At 62.2% G+C, this 18,516-nt stretch carries 13 protein-coding genes; 11 read left to right on the forward strand and 2 right to left on the reverse strand.

Going from position 1 to position 18,516, the window contains the following annotated elements; all coding sequences use genetic code 11:
• Positions 1-8: 8 nt before the first annotated feature.
• The 10 genes from SLW74_RS11415 (at position 9) to SLW74_RS11460 (ending at position 12,915) form a co-directional block, all read left to right on the forward strand.
• The gene (locus tag SLW74_RS11415; protein WP_410928916.1) at positions 9-1,526 is read left to right on the forward strand and encodes a sigma-54 interaction domain-containing protein; all 1,518 of its coding nucleotides are present in this window, start codon (positions 9-11) and stop codon (positions 1,524-1,526) included.
• A 78-nt stretch (positions 1,527-1,604) separates the two neighbouring features.
• Entirely contained in the window at positions 1,605-1,745 is a 141-nt protein-coding gene (locus SLW74_RS11420; protein ID WP_065988884.1) for a type VI secretion protein, read from the forward strand.
• Positions 1,746-1,762: 17 nt separating this feature from the next.
• A complete protein-coding gene (gene tagH, locus SLW74_RS11425) occupies positions 1,763-2,962 on the forward strand; it encodes a type VI secretion system-associated FHA domain protein TagH (RefSeq protein WP_410928917.1) in 1,200 nt (399 codons plus the stop codon).
• A 5-nt stretch (positions 2,963-2,967) separates the two neighbouring features.
• A complete protein-coding gene (tssJ, locus tag SLW74_RS11430; RefSeq protein ID WP_192130342.1) occupies positions 2,968-3,474 on the forward strand; it encodes a type VI secretion system lipoprotein TssJ in 507 nt (168 codons plus the stop codon).
• Positions 3,471-4,802 carry a type VI secretion system baseplate subunit TssK gene (gene tssK / locus SLW74_RS11435; protein ID WP_410928918.1) on the forward strand — a complete coding sequence of 444 codons (1,332 nt, stop codon included), beginning with the start codon at positions 3,471-3,473 and terminating at the stop codon, positions 4,800-4,802. The genes tssJ and tssK overlap by 4 nt, the downstream gene beginning before the upstream one ends.
• Positions 4,803-4,807: 5 nt before the next feature.
• Entirely contained in the window at positions 4,808-5,689 is an 882-nt protein-coding gene (gene icmH, locus SLW74_RS11440; protein ID WP_410928919.1) for a type IVB secretion system protein IcmH/DotU, read from the forward strand.
• Between the two features lie 13 nt (positions 5,690-5,702).
• Positions 5,703-9,230: a type VI secretion system membrane subunit TssM gene (tssM, locus tag SLW74_RS11445; RefSeq protein WP_410928920.1), complete on the forward strand. Its 3,528-nt coding sequence runs from the start codon at positions 5,703-5,705 to the stop codon at positions 9,228-9,230.
• Positions 9,230-9,958: a PP2C family protein-serine/threonine phosphatase gene (locus tag SLW74_RS11450; RefSeq protein WP_410928921.1), complete on the forward strand. Its 729-nt coding sequence runs from the start codon at positions 9,230-9,232 to the stop codon at positions 9,956-9,958. Before tssM ends, SLW74_RS11450 begins: the two co-directional genes overlap by 1 nt.
• Entirely contained in the window at positions 9,955-10,977 is a 1,023-nt protein-coding gene (locus tag SLW74_RS11455) for a serine/threonine-protein kinase (RefSeq protein WP_410928922.1), read from the forward strand. Before SLW74_RS11450 ends, SLW74_RS11455 begins: the two co-directional genes overlap by 4 nt.
• A gap of 579 nt (positions 10,978-11,556) precedes the next feature.
• Positions 11,557-12,915: an MFS transporter gene (locus SLW74_RS11460; RefSeq protein ID WP_141695171.1), complete on the forward strand. Its 1,359-nt coding sequence runs from the start codon at positions 11,557-11,559 to the stop codon at positions 12,913-12,915.
• Between the two features lie 74 nt (positions 12,916-12,989).
• On the opposite strand, the gene SLW74_RS11465 is transcribed toward SLW74_RS11460, so the two are convergent.
• Positions 12,990-15,419, reverse strand: a complete 2,430-nt coding sequence (locus SLW74_RS11465; protein ID WP_410928923.1) for a DUF3772 domain-containing protein — start codon at positions 15,417-15,419, stop codon at positions 12,990-12,992.
• Between the two features lie 451 nt (positions 15,420-15,870).
• Between SLW74_RS11465 and SLW74_RS11470 the strand changes: the two genes are divergently transcribed.
• Entirely contained in the window at positions 15,871-16,815 is a 945-nt protein-coding gene (locus SLW74_RS11470; protein ID WP_410928924.1) for a DNA/RNA non-specific endonuclease, read from the forward strand.
• 99 nt (positions 16,816-16,914) lie between these two features.
• Here SLW74_RS11470 and SLW74_RS11475 read toward each other — a convergent pair whose 3' ends face one another.
• Complete coding sequence (locus SLW74_RS11475) at positions 16,915-18,513, reverse strand: hypothetical protein (RefSeq protein ID WP_410928925.1); 1,599 nt, start codon at positions 18,511-18,513, stop codon at positions 16,915-16,917.
• Positions 18,514-18,516: the final 3 nt, after the last annotated feature.

Here is an 18,516-nt window from a genome sequence, read left to right on the forward strand (position 1 = left end):
TGGGCGCGATGTTCATTCAGGTCCCGCAGCCGCTGGCCTACGCCGAAGCGTTGCTGGAGCAATTCGCCCGGCTCGCCTGCGCCAGCGACGATGCGGCGCTGCTGGGCGGTTTCGCGCTGGGGCTCGCCGAGTTGAGCGGGTGCGAGCTGACACAGCTTTATCTGCTGGACGCGGGTCATACGGGTCTGGGGATGACCGCCGAGTGCCTTGAGGGCAGCTTGCAACCCCGCGAGGGACAAAACCTGCCCGCCGATTACAACGATGAGCAGCTGCTGCAGTTTGCGCTGTGCCAAAACCGCGTTGTGTGCCTTGCCGATTTGCCGGGCAGCCTGCATGAAACCAGGTTCCTGCCGACCAGAGCCGTGCCCTGGCAGTCGCTGCTGTGTGTGCCCATCGTCAGTGATAAGCAGAAGGTGGAAGGCTTGCTCGTCTGCGCGAGCACTCGACACCTCGAGCTGCACGCTTTTGCCGACTCCCTCGGCCGACTGGGCACGTTCGTGCTGCGCCAATTGCACCTGCTTCAGCGCTTGAAACGCCGTGCCGATGACTCACGACCCGTGCCCGTCAGTGTGCCCAGCATCAGCGCCTATGGATTGATCGGCAAAAGCGCGCCCCTGCGCCAGACCTGTTCGATGATCAGTAAAGTCCTGCACAGCCCGTATACCGTTTTGCTGTGCGGAGAAACGCGCACCGGCAAGGAGGTGGTGGCACGTGCCATCCACGACCATGGTCCGCGTCGCTCTCAGGCTTTTATTGTGCAGAACTGCGCGGCACTGCCCGAAAGCCTGCTGGAAAGCGAGCTGTTCGGCTACAGCAAAGGGGCGTTCACCGGTGCCCTGCGTAATCGCGCCGGGCTGTTCGACGCTGCCAACGGCGGGACCCTGTTGCTCGATGAGGTCGGCGACATGCCATTGTCGCTGCAGGCCAAGCTGCTGCGGGTGCTGCAGGAGGGCGAGATACGCCCGCTGGGCTGCAACGATACGCACAAGATAGACGTGCGCATCCTTGCAGCGACCCACCGGGATTTATCGGTCATGGTCAGGGAAGGCACGTTTCGCGAAGACCTCTACTACCGCCTCTCGCAATTCCCCATCGAGTTGCCCGCTCTGCGTCAGCGCGGCGATGACATCGTCGATCTCGCCCGACATTTTGCCGACAAGGCTTGCGCATTTCTGCAACGGGATGCACTGCGCTGGTCGGACGCCGCGCTCGATTATCTTTCTGGCTATGCCTTCCCTGGCAACGTTCGCGAACTCAAGGGGCTGGTTGAACGTGCCGTTCTGCTGTGTGAAGGCGACGAATTGCTCACCGAGCATTTCACCCTCCGCGCGCAGGCCGCCCCTGATGATGCCCGCCTGAATCTGCGCGAACGTCTTGAGCAGGTCGAACGCGGCTTGCTGCTCGATTGCCTGCGTAAGAACGCGGGGAATCAGACCCTGTCCGCCCGCGAGCTTGGCCTGCCCAGGCGCACGCTGCTGTACCGCCTTGGCCGCCTCAATATCAATCCGGGTGAAGTCAATGCGTAGCCCCGAACCATTTCTTTCCCACTTGCTTTCCCTCGCGCCGACCGTTGGCGCCTGGTGCTCACCCCTGGAGACCCTCTGATGTTTGCTCATCACCGGAACGCTGTTCTGCTCACCCTTGTTCTCCTCTGTGGCCTTTCGGGTTGCAGCGGGAATTACACGTTCAACGACAACAGCTATCGCCCGCTGGGTGATCCGCAGGCGGCCAACCGCAATTACTGACCGCCAGGAGAATCACCATGGAACTGGTTTTCGAGATGCTCAGCGCCCGGCAGTTTGTGCCTGCAGAGCAGTGCCAAAAAACCTTCAGGCAGGCGGGCGGCGTGATCGGACGGGGCGAGGACTGCGACTGGGTCATTCCTGACCGCAATCGGCACGTGTCCCACCACCACATCCTGATCAGCTACCGCGATGGCCGCTTTTATCTTACCGACACCAGCAGCAATGGCGTGCTGAGCGGGGAGAGCAGGGCAAGGCTGCCCAAGGGAAAGGCCGTGCTCATCGAGCATGGGAGTCTGTATGTGTTGGGCGATTTCGAACTGCGTGCCCGGCTCACACGGGACCCGGCCTCATTCGACGGTGACGTGGGTCGTATTTATGCGGCCGGCAGCATCATCCCGGACGACTCGTTTCTGGACCTCGACCCGCTGAATGCGCTCGATCAGCAGGAGCGCGTCCACTCAGACATCGACGAACTCATTTCGCCAGGTGGCGCCATCAAGGACGGTCAACAGCGTGCGGACTATGCCCGGGTGGACATGGAAAGCCTGCGCGTGCCAGAGCTGGTCGAAGATCCCGCGGCACAGCCACCACCGGCGCCTGCAGTGAGTGAAGTCGAGCGCCAGACCGATGACTTCTGGACCCGGTTTGCCGAAGCGCTGGGCATCGAATTCGACGGGCTTGATCAGGATGCCCGGGAAATGCTGGCGCTCAATGCCGGCCGTTTGCTCAGACAGTGCATTGGCGGTCTGCAGCAGAACCTGCACACCCGCAGCGAGCTGAAAAACGAGTTGCGCCTGTCCCAGACAACCGTGCAGGGCGCTCAGCGGAATCCGCTGAAGTCGGCGGTTGATGCTGAAGAAGCACTGTCGGCGTTGTTGCGCCCTGGCAAGCCCGGGCAACTGCCTGCCGAGCTGGCAATAAACCGGGCATTCCATGACGTGCAGGCGCACCAGGTGGCCTTGCTGGCCGCCAGTCGCGCAGCAGCCCGCGCCACGCTGGAACATTTTTCACCCGAGCAACTCGCCCTGCGATTCGAGCGCGATAACCCGCCACTGCTCGTGACCTCCGGCAGTCGCTGGAGAGCCTTCGGCCGCTATCACCAGGCGTTGCGCCAGGACAATGACTGGAGTGAACGCTTGCTGGCGCGGGACTTCGCCCAGGCCTATGAAGAGCAAATTCGTCTGATTTCCACCCTCCACACAGATCATCAGGGATGAAGCGCATGTTTCGCCGTTCAACTGTCTTCCTACGTACGCTGACTGCGTTGATTGCTCTGCTCATGCTGGCAGGTTGCTCGACGCTGTCGCCGTATTCACACCTGACCAAACTCAACCTCAGGCTCACGGCCAGCGATCAGCTGAATCCCGATCTGAACGGCCGGCCGTCACCCGTTGTGGTCCGGCTGTACGAGCTTGAGCATGCAGTGGCCTTCGAGAACGCTGACTTTTTCAGCCTGTATGAGCGGGCCAAAGAGTCCTTGGCGCCGGACTTGGTCGCCACCGAGGAGCTTGAGCTGCGCCCGGGCGAAACGGTCGAGCTCAAGCTCAGTGTGCACAAGGGCAGTCGCTACGTCGGCGTTGTGGCGGCGTACCGCGACCTGTCACAAGCGTCGTGGCGCTCCACGCTTTACCTCGCGCCGCAAGCCGCCACCGACGTCGATCTGACCCTCGATGAAAACGGCATTCGGCCTTCCCATGAAACGCTCGCCGAGGCGGTTGACCAGCCATGAATACTCACAAAGTCATCTGGCAGGAGGGCATGCTGCTGCGTCCGCAGCACTTCCAGCACAACGACCGGTACTACGACCACCAGTTGAAAGTCCGCACTCGCTTGATGGGTGGCTATGCCTGGGGATTCTTGACGCTGGAGATCGACCTGCAGTTTCTCAACATGGGCAAACTGGTCATCAGCCAGGCGTCGGGCATTCTCCCTGACGGCAGTGTGTTCGAGTTGGGCGGCAACACCCAGTCGTTGGCCCTCGACATACCGCCCAATACCGGCAACACGCCTGTTTACCTGGCGTTGCCGTTGATCACCGGCAATCACGTAGAGGCGCGACGTCCGGAGCAGTCCGATGTGCTGGCGCGTTACACCACTTACGAAGCGCAAGTCGCCGATTCCAATGCAGGTGATGACGCGGCGTGTCAGGTCAGCTGCGGTCGTCCCGACTTCAGATTGCTGCTGGGCGAACAACAGAGCGACCACGCGTACGTCAAGCTGAAGATCTGCGATGTGCTCGACGCCACCCCTGACGGTGTGGTCAGCCTCGCCCCGGATTTCGTTCCGACCTACCTTCAGTCCCATGCCTCCAGCTATCTGCTGTCGTGCCTGAAGGAAGTCATCAGCATGCTCAGTCACCGGGGCGACAGCATCGCCGAGCGCATCCGCGCCAGCGGCACGGTCGCCGGCGCCGAGGTGGGCGACTTCATGATGCTTCAGCTAATCAATCGCGCCGAACTGCTGCTGCGTCACTACCTGGGTCTGGAGCACGTGCATCCGGAAGCACTCTACCGCGTGTTGCTGACCCTGCTGGGCGATCTGGCGACCTTCTCGAGCGACAGCAAGCGGCCGCGTCTGGACAGTCGCTATCGGCACAGCGATCAAGGGGAAAGCTTCCGCAAATTGATGGAAGCGCTTCGGCAGATGCTGTCGATGGTGCTGGAGCAGCACGCGATCGAACTGGTGCTGCAGCCGCGTCAATACGGCATCACGGTCTCGCCCCTGCACGATCGTACGCTGCTGGGTTCGGCCTCCTTTGTGTTGGCGGCGAGTGCCCATTGCGACTCCGAGGAACTGCGCCATCGTCTGCCGGCGCATTTCAAGGTTGCACCGGTGGAGCGTATCCGCCAGTTGGTGAACCTGCACCTGCCCGGCATCAAGCTCACCCCGTTGCCGGTGGCGCCGCGGCAAATTGCGTTTCATTCGAACAAAACCTACTTCCTCCTCGAACTCAGCTCCGAAGACCTGGCGCAGCTGGAGCGCTCCGGCGGTTTCGCGTTCCATGTGTCCGGTGAGTTCGCCGAGCTGGAGCTTAAATTCTGGGCCATCAGGAATTGACCGTCATGATCAGGGATAACGATTACCGCCAGGACCACAAAACCGTGCTGGTCAGCCGACAGGGTCATGGCCCCGCATCGGCGCCGATCACGGATTCCACGCCGCCGCCGCGCTTCGAGCAACTGGAAGAACGCATGATTTACGCCGCGCACCTGCGCCCGGCGCAGACGTTCAATGTCGGCATGAACCCGCTCGTGGCCGCTGCATCGGAGCTGTTGTCCGAGGTGGTACGGCTCAAGCGCGGGGACCTCCCGCAAGACATGGGCGCGCTCCATGAGCATCTGACCCGCGTGATGAAGTCGTTTGAAGCGCGCGCGCTGCACAACGGCGCCGAGACCAGTCAGGTCGCGGGTGCCCGTTATGTGCTCTGCACAGTGCTGGATGAGGCCGTGGTCACGAGTGGCTGGGGCAACGAAAGCGAGTGGTCGCAGATGAGCCTGCTGAGCAGGTTTCACCAGGAAACCTTCGGCGGCGAAAAATTCTTCCAGTTGCTGGATCGACTCTCGAAGAACCCGGTGAAGCATCTGCCGATGCTGGAGCTGATGTACCTCTGCCTGTCGCTGGGCTTCGAGGGGCGCTACCGGGTGCAGACCCGTGGCGTGCAGGAACTCGAGAACATCCGCGACGCGGTCTACCGGCAAATTCGCCAGCTGCGCGGTGATGCGCCTCGCGAGCTGTCGCCCCATTGGGAAGGCCTGAGCAACCAGCGCCGCAACCTGGTGCGCATCGTGCCCAGCGGGATGGTCGTGGGCTTCACCCTGGTCTGTCTGATTGTGATGTATTCGGGCTTTGCCTGGGTGCTCGGCGAGCACCGGAACGCCGTCCTGCAACCTTATCAGCCGTTTGATCAGCCTGCCGTTCAGCCGCAATCGCAGCCGCAGCCGTAAACAGAGACGTGTAATGAAAAACCTTTTCAAGAAAACCGGCGCGCTTTTGCGTCAGACGTGGGTGTGGACGCTCCTGCTGCTATTACTCGTGGCGCTCACGGTCTGGTTCGTCGGGCCGGCCCTCGCGGTTGACGATCGAAAGTTCTGGGAGAGTTCAACCTCTCGGCTGTTGACCATCAGTTCGCTGTGCCTGCTCTGGGGCCTTGCCATGGTCTATGTCAGCTGGCGTGCCGGAGAGCGCAAGAAAGCGGTGGAGGACAGTGAGGACGGTCAGGCGCGCATGCAGCGCGACGATCAGATCGACGAGGAGCAGGCTGAACTGACGACGCGGTTCAAGGACGCGCTGAAAACACTGAAGACCTCAGACCTGTATCGCGGCCGCAGTGATCACTGGCGCACCGAGCTGCCGTGGTACCTGCTGATCGGCCCCGAGGGCGCCGGCAAGACCAGCCTGCTGGACTTTTCAGGGCTCGAGTTTCCGCTCGACAAGGCCGAGCGCACACTCGCCCGTGACCCTCGAGGCACTCGCCACTGTGACTGGTATTTTGCCAACAATGCCGTGCTCGTCGACACCGCTGGCCGTTACCTGACCCAACCCGGCACTGATATCGACCGCAGCGCCTGGTGCACGCTGCTTGACCTGCTGCGCCGATATCGCCGCAACCGCCCTCTGAACGGCGTACTCGTCACACTTCCTGTCGACACGCTGCTCCACGACAGCGACCCTGAGCTCGAAATCCTCGCACGGCAGGTGCGTACGCGTTTGCAGGAGGTGCATCAGAAGCTGCACGCCGAGGTGCCGGTCTACCTCGTGCTGAGCAAGGCCGACAGTCTTCCGGGGTTCGACGCGTTTTTCGATCAATTGACCCGCGAGGAAAGTGATCAGGTCCTCGGTACGACCTTCCGAAAAGGGCAGAGCGGCACTGACGCCGAGGTGTTGCGCGATGAATTCGGCGAACTGCTGGTTCGGCTCAACAGTCAGGTGATCACCCGCATCCATCAAGAGCGCGATCCCTCGCGCCGTGGCGGCATTCTCGACTTCCCCCATCAACTCAGTCGAATCGGCGAGCGCGTGTGCGTGTTTGTGGAACTGGCCTTCACTGGCAATCGCTATCAGTCAGCCAGCCAGTTGCGGGGCTTCTACCTCACCAGCGCGCCCGGCTTTGAGCAGGACATGCACGCGCCTGCGGTCGGCAGGGGTGTGAGTCCGGGGATCAGCACGGGATCGCTGCCGACTCTGGGCCGCGGGCGCTCGCGTTTCATCAACCATCTGCTCAGCAGGGTGATCTTCCCGGAGGCGGACCTTGCCGGCCTGGACACCCGCGAGCGCAGCCGTATCCATTGGGCCCAGCGTGCACTATATGCAGGGGCGCTGGCGTCACTGGCGCTGTTTGGCAGCCTCTGGGCCGTGAGTTTTTCCAGCAACTATGAACGGCTCGACAGTGTGAGTGCCCTGGCTCGAACCTGGGCCGAACAGCGGTCGGCGCACACGGTCCAGACTGACCTTGTCGCAGTGCTCAAAGTGCTGGACACCCGTTACGCGGCGACCCAGGTTTTCCCAGGCAAAGGGGACGTCGGTTACCAGGCGCGTGGCGGCCTTTATCAAGGCGAAGCGGTCAATCCGGTTGTGGAAGGCGCTTACGAGCGCGAGCTGGAGCGTCTGCTGCTGCCTCAGGTGGCGATGATGCTGGAGGGGCAGATTGCCGCCAACCTTGAGAATCGTGAGGGCCTGCTCAAAAGCCTGCGTGCCTATTTGATGCTCGGCATAAAAGACCGGCGTGATGCGACGTGGCTCAGGGAGCGGGTCGCCGCTGATGGGTCCGAGCTGTACCCCGGCAATGTCGCGGTGCAAGACGGTCTGAACAGCCACTTCGAACGGTTGCTGAAGCTGCCTTTCGTCCATGCCCTCAATGATCAACGCGTGTCGCAGGCACGGCAGGTCCTGCGCGGCGAGTCCCTGGCGAACGTTGTCTACCGGATCCTGCGCGAGCAGGCCGGTACCTTGCCGGATTACAGTTTCGACCAGCACCTCGGGCCGCAGGCGGCGCTGTTCGTCGGCACCGATTATGTGATTCCGGGGTTCTACACCCGACAGGGCTACGAGCAGTACTTCTCGGTGCACGGCTCCCGGGTGGTGGCCGATATCCTGCGGGACAACTGGGTGCTGGGTGAAGGCGCCGGCCTCAGTGGCATGGACATGCGGCGTCTGATGGTGGAGCTCGAACAGCTCTATTTCCGCGATTACGCCGATTACTGGGGCGAAACGGTCAGCGCGGTCGAGCTGCCCGGACCCTACGATTTCGCCGACAGTGCAGAGCAACTGGCGGGCCTGACGTCGGCCCATTCGCCAGTGATCAACCTGCTCAGGGAAGTCCGCGAAAACACACGCTTCACCCCGGTTGCCGAGGCCCTGACAAACGCCATCGATGTTGCCACGCAGGTGGCGGACAAAGGGGGAAAAGCCGGCAAACTGGCGGTGGCTGCGTCCAGCAAGGGTTCTGAAGCCTTGAGTGCCTCCGTCCCGGATACCGCGCGCAAATCCCTGCAAACGCGCTTTGATCCGTTGCACCGCTTGCTCGACGAAAAGGACGGGCCGACGGCTGATCTGGTGCCCGTTCTGGCAGTGCTCAACGAGCTGCAAATGCAGATGGCCAGTCTGGGCAGGGCCAGCTCGCCGGAGCAGGCGGCATTCGACATGGCCAAGTCACGCATGGGCGGGCAGCGTGATGCGCTGGGCACCTTGCGTGCGGCATCCAGTCGGCTGCCACGTCCGGTGGGCGCGTGGTTCAGCACCTTGGCCGAGGACTCATGGCGGCTGGTGCTTCGCGACGCGTATCAACACGTGAACCAGCACTACCAGAGTGAGGTGTACAGCTTTTACGCTAAGGCGATCAGCAAGCGTTATCCGTTCAACGCCAACAGTGCCAGTGATGTCGCACTCGGTGATTTTCGCGAGTTCTTCAAGGTACAGGGCGTCGCAGACCGCTTCTTCGACGGCTTTCTGCGGCCGTTCGTGAGTGGCGAGAAGGGCAGTTACCGTCTGCGCAGTATCGACGGGCAAAGCCTGCCAATCTCCCGTGCGTATCTCGAGCAGATGGGCGCGGCCCGGGTCATCCGGCAGGGGTTCTTTGCGGACAACCCGGCCGAGCCACAGCTGCAGTTCAAACTTGAGCCCCATACCCTGGACTCTTCTGTCAGCCGTTCCGAATTCAAGCTGGGCGACAAGACCCTCGAATACCGCCATGGCCCGATTGTCCCGGTGTCATTTCAGTGGCCCACCGATGCCCAGGCCGGTCGAACCAGCCTGGTGCTCGACAGAATGGTGGGCCGCCCATTGGGTATCGAAGAAAGCTCGGGACCGTGGTCATTGTTCCGTTTGCTGGATTCGATGCAGCGGGAGGAACTCAGCGGTCGAGACGTCTTGGTTCTGAAGGCCGACGTAGGGGGGCTGCGTGCCAGCTACCTGCTGACGAGCCAGCGCTCGCCAAACCCGTTCGACATGGCCGTGCTGCGCAGCTTCCGCATGCCGGCACAACTCTGATGGCGGCCGCCGGCCATTGGCGCAGCGCTGCCCGGACCCACGCCGGCAAGGTCCGGGAACGTAACGAAGATGCGTTTCTGGAGTGTCCCGAGCAGGGGCTGTGGGTGGTCGCCGATGGCATGGGCGGCCACCAGGGGGGCGACATCGCCAGCCAGATGATCGTCGCCAGTCTGGCGGAGCTGCCGCTGCACGGAAACTTCGATGACAGGCTTATCGGCGTCAGACAGTGCCTGCACTGGCTGAACCGGCGGCTGGGTCAGGAGCTGACCGTTAATGCAGGCCGACAGGACAGCATCATTGGCAGCACGGTGGTCGCACTGCTCGTGGAGGAAAACCGGGCGGCCTGCGTCTGGGCCGGGGACAGCCGCTGCTATTTGTGGCGCGGTCAGCGGCTGTATCAGCTGTCCCGGGACCACTCGCTGCAACAGCAACTGATCGATGAACGACAGATGAACGCTCGACAGGCCCGGGCCCACCCTGGCGGGCACGCCTTGACCCGAGCGGTAGGCGCTGCCGAACAACTGACACTTGAGGTGCTGGAGCTTGAGGTGTTTGCCGGCGATGCGTTCTTGCTGTGCAGCGACGGTTTGTATCAGGGCTTGAGCAGCGATGCATTGGGCCACGCGTTGAGTCTGGCTCTGCCGGCAATGGCACTCAAGCGCCTGTTCGATGACGCGCTGCGGGGTGCTGCCCGAGATAACCTGACGGCTGTGGTGATCCGCGGATGACCGATCCTCTGCAAACAGATCCCGATGGGCAGGCGCTCGTTGCTCCCCCCGACGATGACCCGCCCAGCGATCTCACCTACTACGCCTTCGCTCAGTCGAAAAATCGTGAACCCGCTCGCCTGTCGGCCCCATCGGCCTTCAGCACAATGCCCGACGTTCTCACAGGCCGTTACTGCATTGAGCGACTGCTTGGCGCCGGCGGCATGGGAGCCGTCTACCGCGCCCGCGATTTGCTCGCCGAGCAGTACGGCGATCCCGACCCGTATGTCGCGCTCAAGGTCCTCAACCAGGACTTCGCCGAATCGCCCGATGCCAGCGCCGTGCTCTACAGCGAGTTTTGCCTGACCCGCTACCTGCGGCATGACAACGTGCTGCGTGTGCACGGATTTCACGTCGACACCGCCTGCGAGCGCGCCTTCATCACGATGGAACTGATGCGAGGTCTGACGCTGGACCAACTTCTTTGCGAGCGGCCTCTGGGGCTGCCGTGGCAAGAACTGCGGCAGATCGTGCTGCCGTTGCTGGACGCACTGGCTTACGCCCACGGCTGCGGTGTTATTCACGGGGATGTGAAACCGAGCAACGTCATGCTCAGTGAGAACGGCGTGCGCCTGTTCGACTTCGGCCTTGGCAGGGCCGAGGAGGGCGTACTGCCCGGCCTGCCACACCTGAGCCGCGAGCGCTTCAACGCCTGGACTCCGGGCTACGCCGCACCTGAACTGCTTGAACACCGGCAGCTGTCGGCAAGCGCTGACATCTACGCGGTGGCGTGTGTGATCTACGAGCTGGCAAGCGGCAAACATCCCTTTCGCCACCTGCCCTCGACCCAGGCACGGGATGAACACCTCCACGTCGGCTTGCAGGCGCCAGCCCGTCTACCAAAACGTTGCTGGCCTGCCTTGCGAACCGCCCTCGCATTTGACACCGATGCCCGCGCGATAACGGCCGGGCAAATGCGAGACGCGTTCACCGGTTCCTCGTCCTGGCCGTGGTACAGGAAGATCCGCCCATCCTGGTGACGCCATCACGTGCGCGGTGCGAGATCCAACGCCTTCCCGGCTAAAGCCGGTCCTACTAATACCGCACGCGGTGTGTCAGGTGGGACGCGCTCGTATTGTAGGACCGGCTTCAGCCGGGAAGGGGTCGGCTTGAACGCTCTCAATCTCGCGGTGGGGCACCTTCGGTAAAGCACTTCTCCACTGATCAGGTAAAAACCCGCCGAGAACGCCGATATAGAGCCCTTTCCACAAAAAAAGCAGATTTATTTTCATGAATAAACCGCAACCCCTGACCGCCCGGTCCCTCTGCCCCTCAGGCGATACAACCGGGCACGTTGTCGCACCCAAGCCAGCGCCACGCGGTTGAGCTTAATCGTTTCATCTGTCATAAAAGAGGGGCTACGGGCTCGAAAATCTAGAAAAACATAGATTAATGGGTCGACGATAGCGGCTTTCACGTCCGACCCCTGCGCGCTACCCATAAGCCAGTTTTGCTCGCTGCCCGAAGCGGAAATCTGTGCACCCCACCTGCCTTCCAACCTCATCGAGGCCATTCATTCGGCGCGCCCAAGCGTCATGCATCAAAAAAGGAACGGAAAATTGAGCGATCAATCCACTCCGAACACTCCACTCTCACGATTCTGCGACAAAGTGGGTATTCCCTATCCCATGTTCTGGGGCTTTGTCGGCCTGCTGATCTTCATGATCGGCGATGGCGTAGAACTCGGCTACCTCTCGCCCTTCCTCAGTGATCGCGGCATGCCCGATGACGAAATCGCCATGATCTTCACCACCTACGGCATCACGGTCGGCATTTCATCGTGGCTCGCCGGTGCGCTTTCCAACCTCTGGGGCCCGAAACGGGTGATGTTCCTGGGGCTGATCATCTGGAGCGTGTTTGAAGTGCTCTTCCTGATCTACGGCCTGCAGGAGTTGAGCTACTCGATGATTCTGCTGACCTACGGTCTGCGCGGCTTCGGTTATCCGCTGTTCGCTTACGGCTTCCTGGTCTGGATCGCCGCTTCCACACCATCCCGCAAAATGGGCATGGCCGTGGGTTGGTTCTGGGTTGCTTACGCTGCAGGCTTGCCGATGCTCGGCTCTCTGGTGGCGAGCGCCGCGATCCCGCTGATCGGCGCGCTGCAAACCTTCTGGTTGTCCTTTGCCCTGGTGGTCATCGGCGGTGCGATTGGTTTGATCGGGATGCGCGAAGCCCACGGCATGCGTCGACTCGCCCCCGAGGGTGAGCGGCCGATGGTGTCGATGGCCAAAAACATCACCATCATGTGGACGCGTCCGAAAGTGTCACTGGCCGCCCTTGTCCGGGTGATCAACACCTCGTCGATGTTCGGTTTTCTGGTGGTCATGCCCGGCTTCTTCATGCACACCGTGGGCTTCACCCTGGAAGAGTGGCTACGCCTGCTGACCATCGTCTTTGTGTTCAACATCATCGGCAATCTGAGCTCCAGCGTGATCAGCACGAAGATCGGCTATCGCAATACGATCCTGTGGTTTGGCGCAGTGGGCAGCACGATCAGCACGCCGTTGTTCTTCTTCATGCCACAAGCGTTTCCCCACGACTTCCTGATCGCTTCCATCTTCGGTGCGTTCTACGGCCTGACGTTGGCGTGTTTTGTGCCGCTGTCGGCGCTTGCACCGGCGTTGGCGCCTAATAACAAGGCCGCTGCGTTGTCGGTGCTGAGCCTGGGTGCAGGTGCGTCGACATGGGTAGGCCCGGCGGTGGTCGCGATTTTCAATGAGAGTTACGGCATTGAAGGCGTGGTCTGGGCATTCTGCGGCTTATACGCGCTGAGCGCCGTGATGACCGCATTCCTGAAAGATCCGGAGCCTGTGCATGACCCGATCCTGATCAAGATCAAGCGCCGCATCAAAGTGTTCGCGCCGCGTCTGGATTATCGGTGGGCCCATGCGGAAGACCCGAACAAAGACGTGAGCTGATTCCGGTGGGCGCGCCGCGCGTCAGTCATGAAGGGCTCGACTGACGCGCCGCGCACCTCAGCGCGGCAGACGAATCAATCGACGACTGCCGGCGGCTGCTCCTTGCCCAGGCCGTCATTAATCAACACCATGCTCTGCGGTGCAGACAGCGCAATGCCCATCTCCCGCAAGCGGCCCAGCACGGTAAACAACAGGTCGCTACGCGCACCGCCCACCGAACGCGGGCTGTTGACGAAACCGCTCGCGCTGATGATCAGGCCCGTGTTGGTCAAGTCTTTGAAGGTGACCGACGGCGCTGGTGTATCGAGTATGGCTTCGTGCTCGGTGAAAGCCTGCAACAGCAATTCGCGGATCTGCAAGACATCCGTTTCCAGCGGCAGCGTCAGGGAAATCCCGACCACGCCCAACGCATTGCCCATGGTCACGTTGCGCACGTTCTGGGTAATGAACTGTGAGTTCGGCACGATCACCGTGGAGCGGTCGGACATCTGGATTTCGGTGGCACGCACGTTGATCCGGCGGATATCGCCCTCGACCCCTGCCAGGCTCACCCAGTCTCCGACCTTGACTGGCCGCTCGGTCAGCAGAATCAAGCCCGAGATGAAGTTCTGCACGATGGCCTGCAGACCAAAACCGATCCCCACCGACAGCGCACTCACGACCCACGTCAGGTTCGTCAGGCTGATGTGCAGGGTGGACATCACCACCGCAATCACCAGCACGAAGCCGATATAGCCGATCAGGGTCACCAGGGAGGCCTGCATGCCGGCGTCCATGTTGGTTTCCGGCAGCAGGCGTTCGCCGAACCAGTCCTTGAGCACGCGCACGCCAAACAGGCCGGCGACCAGGCAGCCCAGTGCCATGAGGATGTCGCTTGGAACGATGTTCAGGGCGCCCAGGGATTTGTCGGTGACTTCCATGCGGGTGAAGCTTTCGAGCAGCTCACCGGGACTTGAGCCCGACGGCAGGAAGGCCAGCAGCACCGCGGCCAGCAACAGCAAACTCCGGCCAACGCCCGCCAGAACGGTGCTCGCCTGGGCCTGATGGCGAGGGGACAGGCCAAGTGCCGAACCCAGCGCCATGCCGCCGGGTTGCTTGGGCGACAGCAGGGTTTCGCAGACGTCGCCGAAGAACGCCACCAGCAGGTAGGCGGTTGACGCCACCACGCTCATCCACAACAGCTTGACGGCGAGGAAGTAGGCCAGGGTCAGGTAGCCGCTCAGCAGCGCCAGCAGGCTCAAGCCGACCCAGACGGCGACCACGAAGGGAATCAACCCGGCGAGGCCGCCCGGACGTTCGATGGCACAGCGGCGACGGGTGCGGCGGTAGCGCACCAGGCCGAAGAAAAACACCAGCGAAACGGCCAGTGCGGTCAGGCCGTTGACCGCCACGGTCAGCGCGAGGCTGCTGGCAATGACACTGTTGATGCGTTCCTGGGTGCCGATGATCATCAACGCCAGGGCCAGCACGGCCGGGAAACGGCCCATGGCGGTGGCGATTTCGTCAGGAATGTTGGGCAGGCGCCACGAGGGGTGCGGCAGCATCAACAACGCGCGGCCCAGGCCGACGATGAAGGCGCAGAAGGTGATCAGCGTTTGCAGCTGGTCGAGCAGGTTGACCACGTCGTTGCTGAGCACCGCATTACTGACGATGCCCCACCGCAGCAAGGACGTAGCGGCGGTGATGGTCACCACTGTCGACAGCCCGACGGCCAGTGCCAGGGCGCTGCGGCGCAGACGGCCTTCGGGCAGCCAGCGCACCATCAGGCGGATCAACAGGCTCTCCAGCAGGCGGCGCACCACCACCCAGATCAACAGCGCGCCAATCACCACGCTGGCAAACAGCATGCGGTTGCCGGGGGCCAGGGCGCTGGTGAAGACGCTGCGGACGTCGTCCAGCAGGCCGTTCATGCGCCTCAGATCGTCATCGGTCGGGCGAATCAGGGTCGACCAGAATGCCGAACTGAGGGGGCTTGCCGTGCGGGTGCTGATCTGGGAATCGAACAGGCTGCGGCGCAGGCTGAAGATCTGTGTGGCGAGGTCCCGTGCCGACTGACTCAAGGTATTGGTCTGCCGCTCGTCGCTGACCAGCGCGTTTTTCTGGGCGGTCAAGGTCTTGCGCTGGCTGGTCAGGGTGGGCGCTTCGTCCGGTTGCACCGGGCCGAGGATGTTCAGCTGATCGTTGAGGTGCTCAATGTCGACCGCCTGCTTGGCGATCAGGTCATCGGCTTGCTTCTGCACCTGCAGCGCGGCCTGACGCAGGCTCGAAAGCAAATCGTCATTGGCGCTGACGGTGACTTTTTGCCGGATCTGGTCGAGCTGCTCGCTCAGGTCATCCAGGCTCGGGGCCTCGGCTTCCGGCGTCGCATTGATTTGGCTGGCGGGCTGTGTTGTGGCTTGCGGCGCGACCTGCGCCGCCGCAGCCAGTGCGAAAGCTGGCACGGTGATGCACAGCAGCAGCGCGAGCACCCCGGCGTAGAAACGGTTCAACGTGGCGTGTTGCATTCGGGTTCCTTTGGGGCGTTAACCGGTTTTACGATCTGATCGTCTGGCGCAGGTCTTGAACGGCAGGCAGGGGCTCTCGACACGTTCGTGCGCGCGGGGGCGGATCATAGCAAGTATTGGGTCAGGACGGCTCGGCCCACTGCGCGAGACCTGCGTTCGGCCTGCACCCACGTCGCGTTTGGCGGTGTCTGGGATTTTTGCGTAGGAAGATCAAAAGCAGATCAAAAGCTTCCCGGCTAAAGCCGGTCCCACAGACAGAGCCGGGGCTACGGGGGGACGAGGTTTCTTTGTCGGACCGGCTTCAGCCGGGAAGGGGCCCTTTCAAGTACCACGGCTAACCGATACCCACCACCCCTTCAGGTCATGTGATATTCACACTGTGCGGTACATGATCTTTGCGTTGTATCAACAAGGCCCGCCGATTGGGCCTCATCAATCAAGAGGTAGCAGGATGCCGACACATAACGCTCAGGTGAATCTCGCCCATCGCCCCCGTCTTGCTGATCTTCAGCCCATCACGGCCGGCCCGTCATCCCATGCCACCGCGCTGCGATCAAGCCCTCAGGGGCGGGTCACGCCGGCGTCGCAACTGGAAGGCCGTTCAGGCTACAGCGATGAATTTCTCGGGGAGTTCGTGGTGCCGTGGCCAACGGTATCCATGCCTGACGATGTCTACCCCCTGGGCAACCCGGGCAATCGTCTGGATTACACCCACTTCTCCATCAGCATGTCGCGCAGCCGGCGCATCGCGCTGTACGTCGGCGTGAACATCGAGGGGGGCAGCAGCGTCGAGATCGTGCGGAGTCAGGACGCCTGGGCCTTCGACGGCCGGCTGCCGGTCGAGGCGCAGATTGGCGACGATCTGTACCGCGACAACCTGCTGGATCGCGGCCATCTGGTTCGCCGGCAGGACCCCAACTGGGGCGCCGAGGCGCAGACCGCCAATCAGGACACCTTCCATTTCACCAACTGCTCGCCGCAGATGTCTGCCTTCAACCAGAAAACCTGGTTGGAGCTCGAAGACTTCATCCTGGAAAACACCCGCCGTTGGAAGGAGCGCGCCACGGTGTTTACCGGACCGGTCCTGCGCAGTGACGACCCGCTGTACCGGGGCGTGCAAATCCCCAGAGCCTTCTGGAAAGTCGTCGCGTTCCTCGGCGATGACGGCACACCGTCGGCCAGCGCGTACCTGATCGACCAGACCCGCGAGCTGGGCAAGCTGGAACTGGTCTTTGGTGCACTGAGGACCTATCGACGCAGCGTCGTGCAGATCGAGCAGCTCACCGGCATCAGCTTCGGTGAGCTGGCGCGGTATGACGGGTTTTCCAATGAAGAACAGCTCACCGGCACCCGCATCGAGGCACTGATCCAGCGGCCGGAGGACATTCGGCTCTAGGTTGATGCTGCGGCTTTACTGGCCACAGGGCCTCGGGCCTTTGCGCCGAGGCCTTTCGGCGCAACGTCCAGCCGGGCGACCTGGCGCGGCGCCCGGCTCTCAGGCGCCTTGGGTCAACAGCGTGCCGGGCATGTTCTGTTGCACATACAGGATCAGACCCACCATGAAGAGGCAGAACAGCCACTGCAGCACACTGATCCCGGCGATCCGGTAGATCGCCTGCAAGGGCCGGCGCCAGCGGTATTGGCGATCCACCGGCGCCGCGCGTCCAGGTTGCAGTTTGCCGATCAGCCCGGTGACCACAAAGGTGACCACGCCCAGCAGTCCCAGCCATTTCCAGAGAATGAAGGCCACGGCCAGCATGGGTACGCTGTTGCGGATCACCAGATGCCGCCGATCCCGCGTCAGTTGGTGGTGTGCGCACCAGGCGCTGACGCTTTGATCAAGGTCGTAGAAGGATTCCGTGAACGTGACCCAATGCTCAAGCAACCATTTGCCCATATACGCGCTGAGCGCCCCAAGCAATATCAGGATCGGCGACATGATCACCATGACCGGGAGCTCGGCGGGGTGCAGGCCATTCATGCCGAGGGCGAGGGTAATCGTCATGGCGGCGCAGGCCCGCTTCATGACGTGCTGAGGACGTTCGTGCTCTACCAGTGCTTTCCAGAACCACGGATTGTGGTCCGAGAACCGCTTTGGCCAGTCGGGAAACCGCGTGATGAATGCCTGGGATAATTGTTCGCAAGCCTGCCAGTCAGCCTCGGTGAATGTCGCGGCGCGCGCCTGAAGGCGTTCCGCAGACGAACCGGTCAGGAACAGCGCAGCCGCATTGGCAGAGGGGGCCGGATGCTGCTCGCCCAGACGCGCCAGCGCACGCAGTTCGCCGAGCCATTTCTTTTCTTCATTGCGGGCGAGCAGGGTGTGCCATTGCTCATCGACGACGGGAGCAACCGCTGATTCAGTGTCCCAGCCGAACAGCTGCCGGACCCTTTCAAACAACCCCGGCGACCAGTTTCCGTGGCTGAAAAACAGGTCCAGCACCTGCACCTGAAGCGTCTGACGGACGGCTAAATCGCCCAGCCAGCCTTGTCGACAGTGGTGCTCGAGGCAGTCGATGAAGCGCGTTTCCTCGCCAGCGGCCATGTACTGCTCCAGCCTGTGGTAAAGCCCCAGGGAGAGCAAATGGCCCAGCCGCTCCTGATCGGATTGCCGAGGACGAACCTGCTGCCAGGGTGTCAGCCACTGGCGGGTTTCCAGGCCCCATCGCAAGAGGTTCGGGCTGGCGTCTGGCGCTTGCACGCAACGCACGAACAGCAAGGCTTCGACGGTCGCTTCGATGCCTTTTGCGACGGCTTCAGTCCAGCAGTGGTCAACGGCATCGTCGTTGAAATGTTCGAGCAGCTCGGCGGCCTGCTCCTGAGCGGAACGCACCACTGGCCGAGTGACCGGCGCAGGCCTTTGCACCAGAGGCGCTGCCGAAGCCTGTACAAACGAAGTGTCACCGCCAACGCCATCGTCGCCCTCGCGGGCCAGCTGCAACGCGCGTTCGTAGGCTTCACGCAGTTGCTGAAACGCAACGGGGTCTTCGTCCGGGCGGGTGACCTTCAGCAGTCTGGCGTATTGGCGTTTGACGCTGCGCTCATCGGAGCGGGCAGGGAGGTCGAGAATTGTCCAGCAATCGAACGTCGCTTCCATGGG

It is taken from the genome of Pseudomonas sp. W5-36, assembly GCF_046540455.1.
In the GTDB taxonomy this organism is placed as follows: domain Bacteria; phylum Pseudomonadota; class Gammaproteobacteria; order Pseudomonadales; family Pseudomonadaceae; genus Aquipseudomonas; species Aquipseudomonas graminis_B.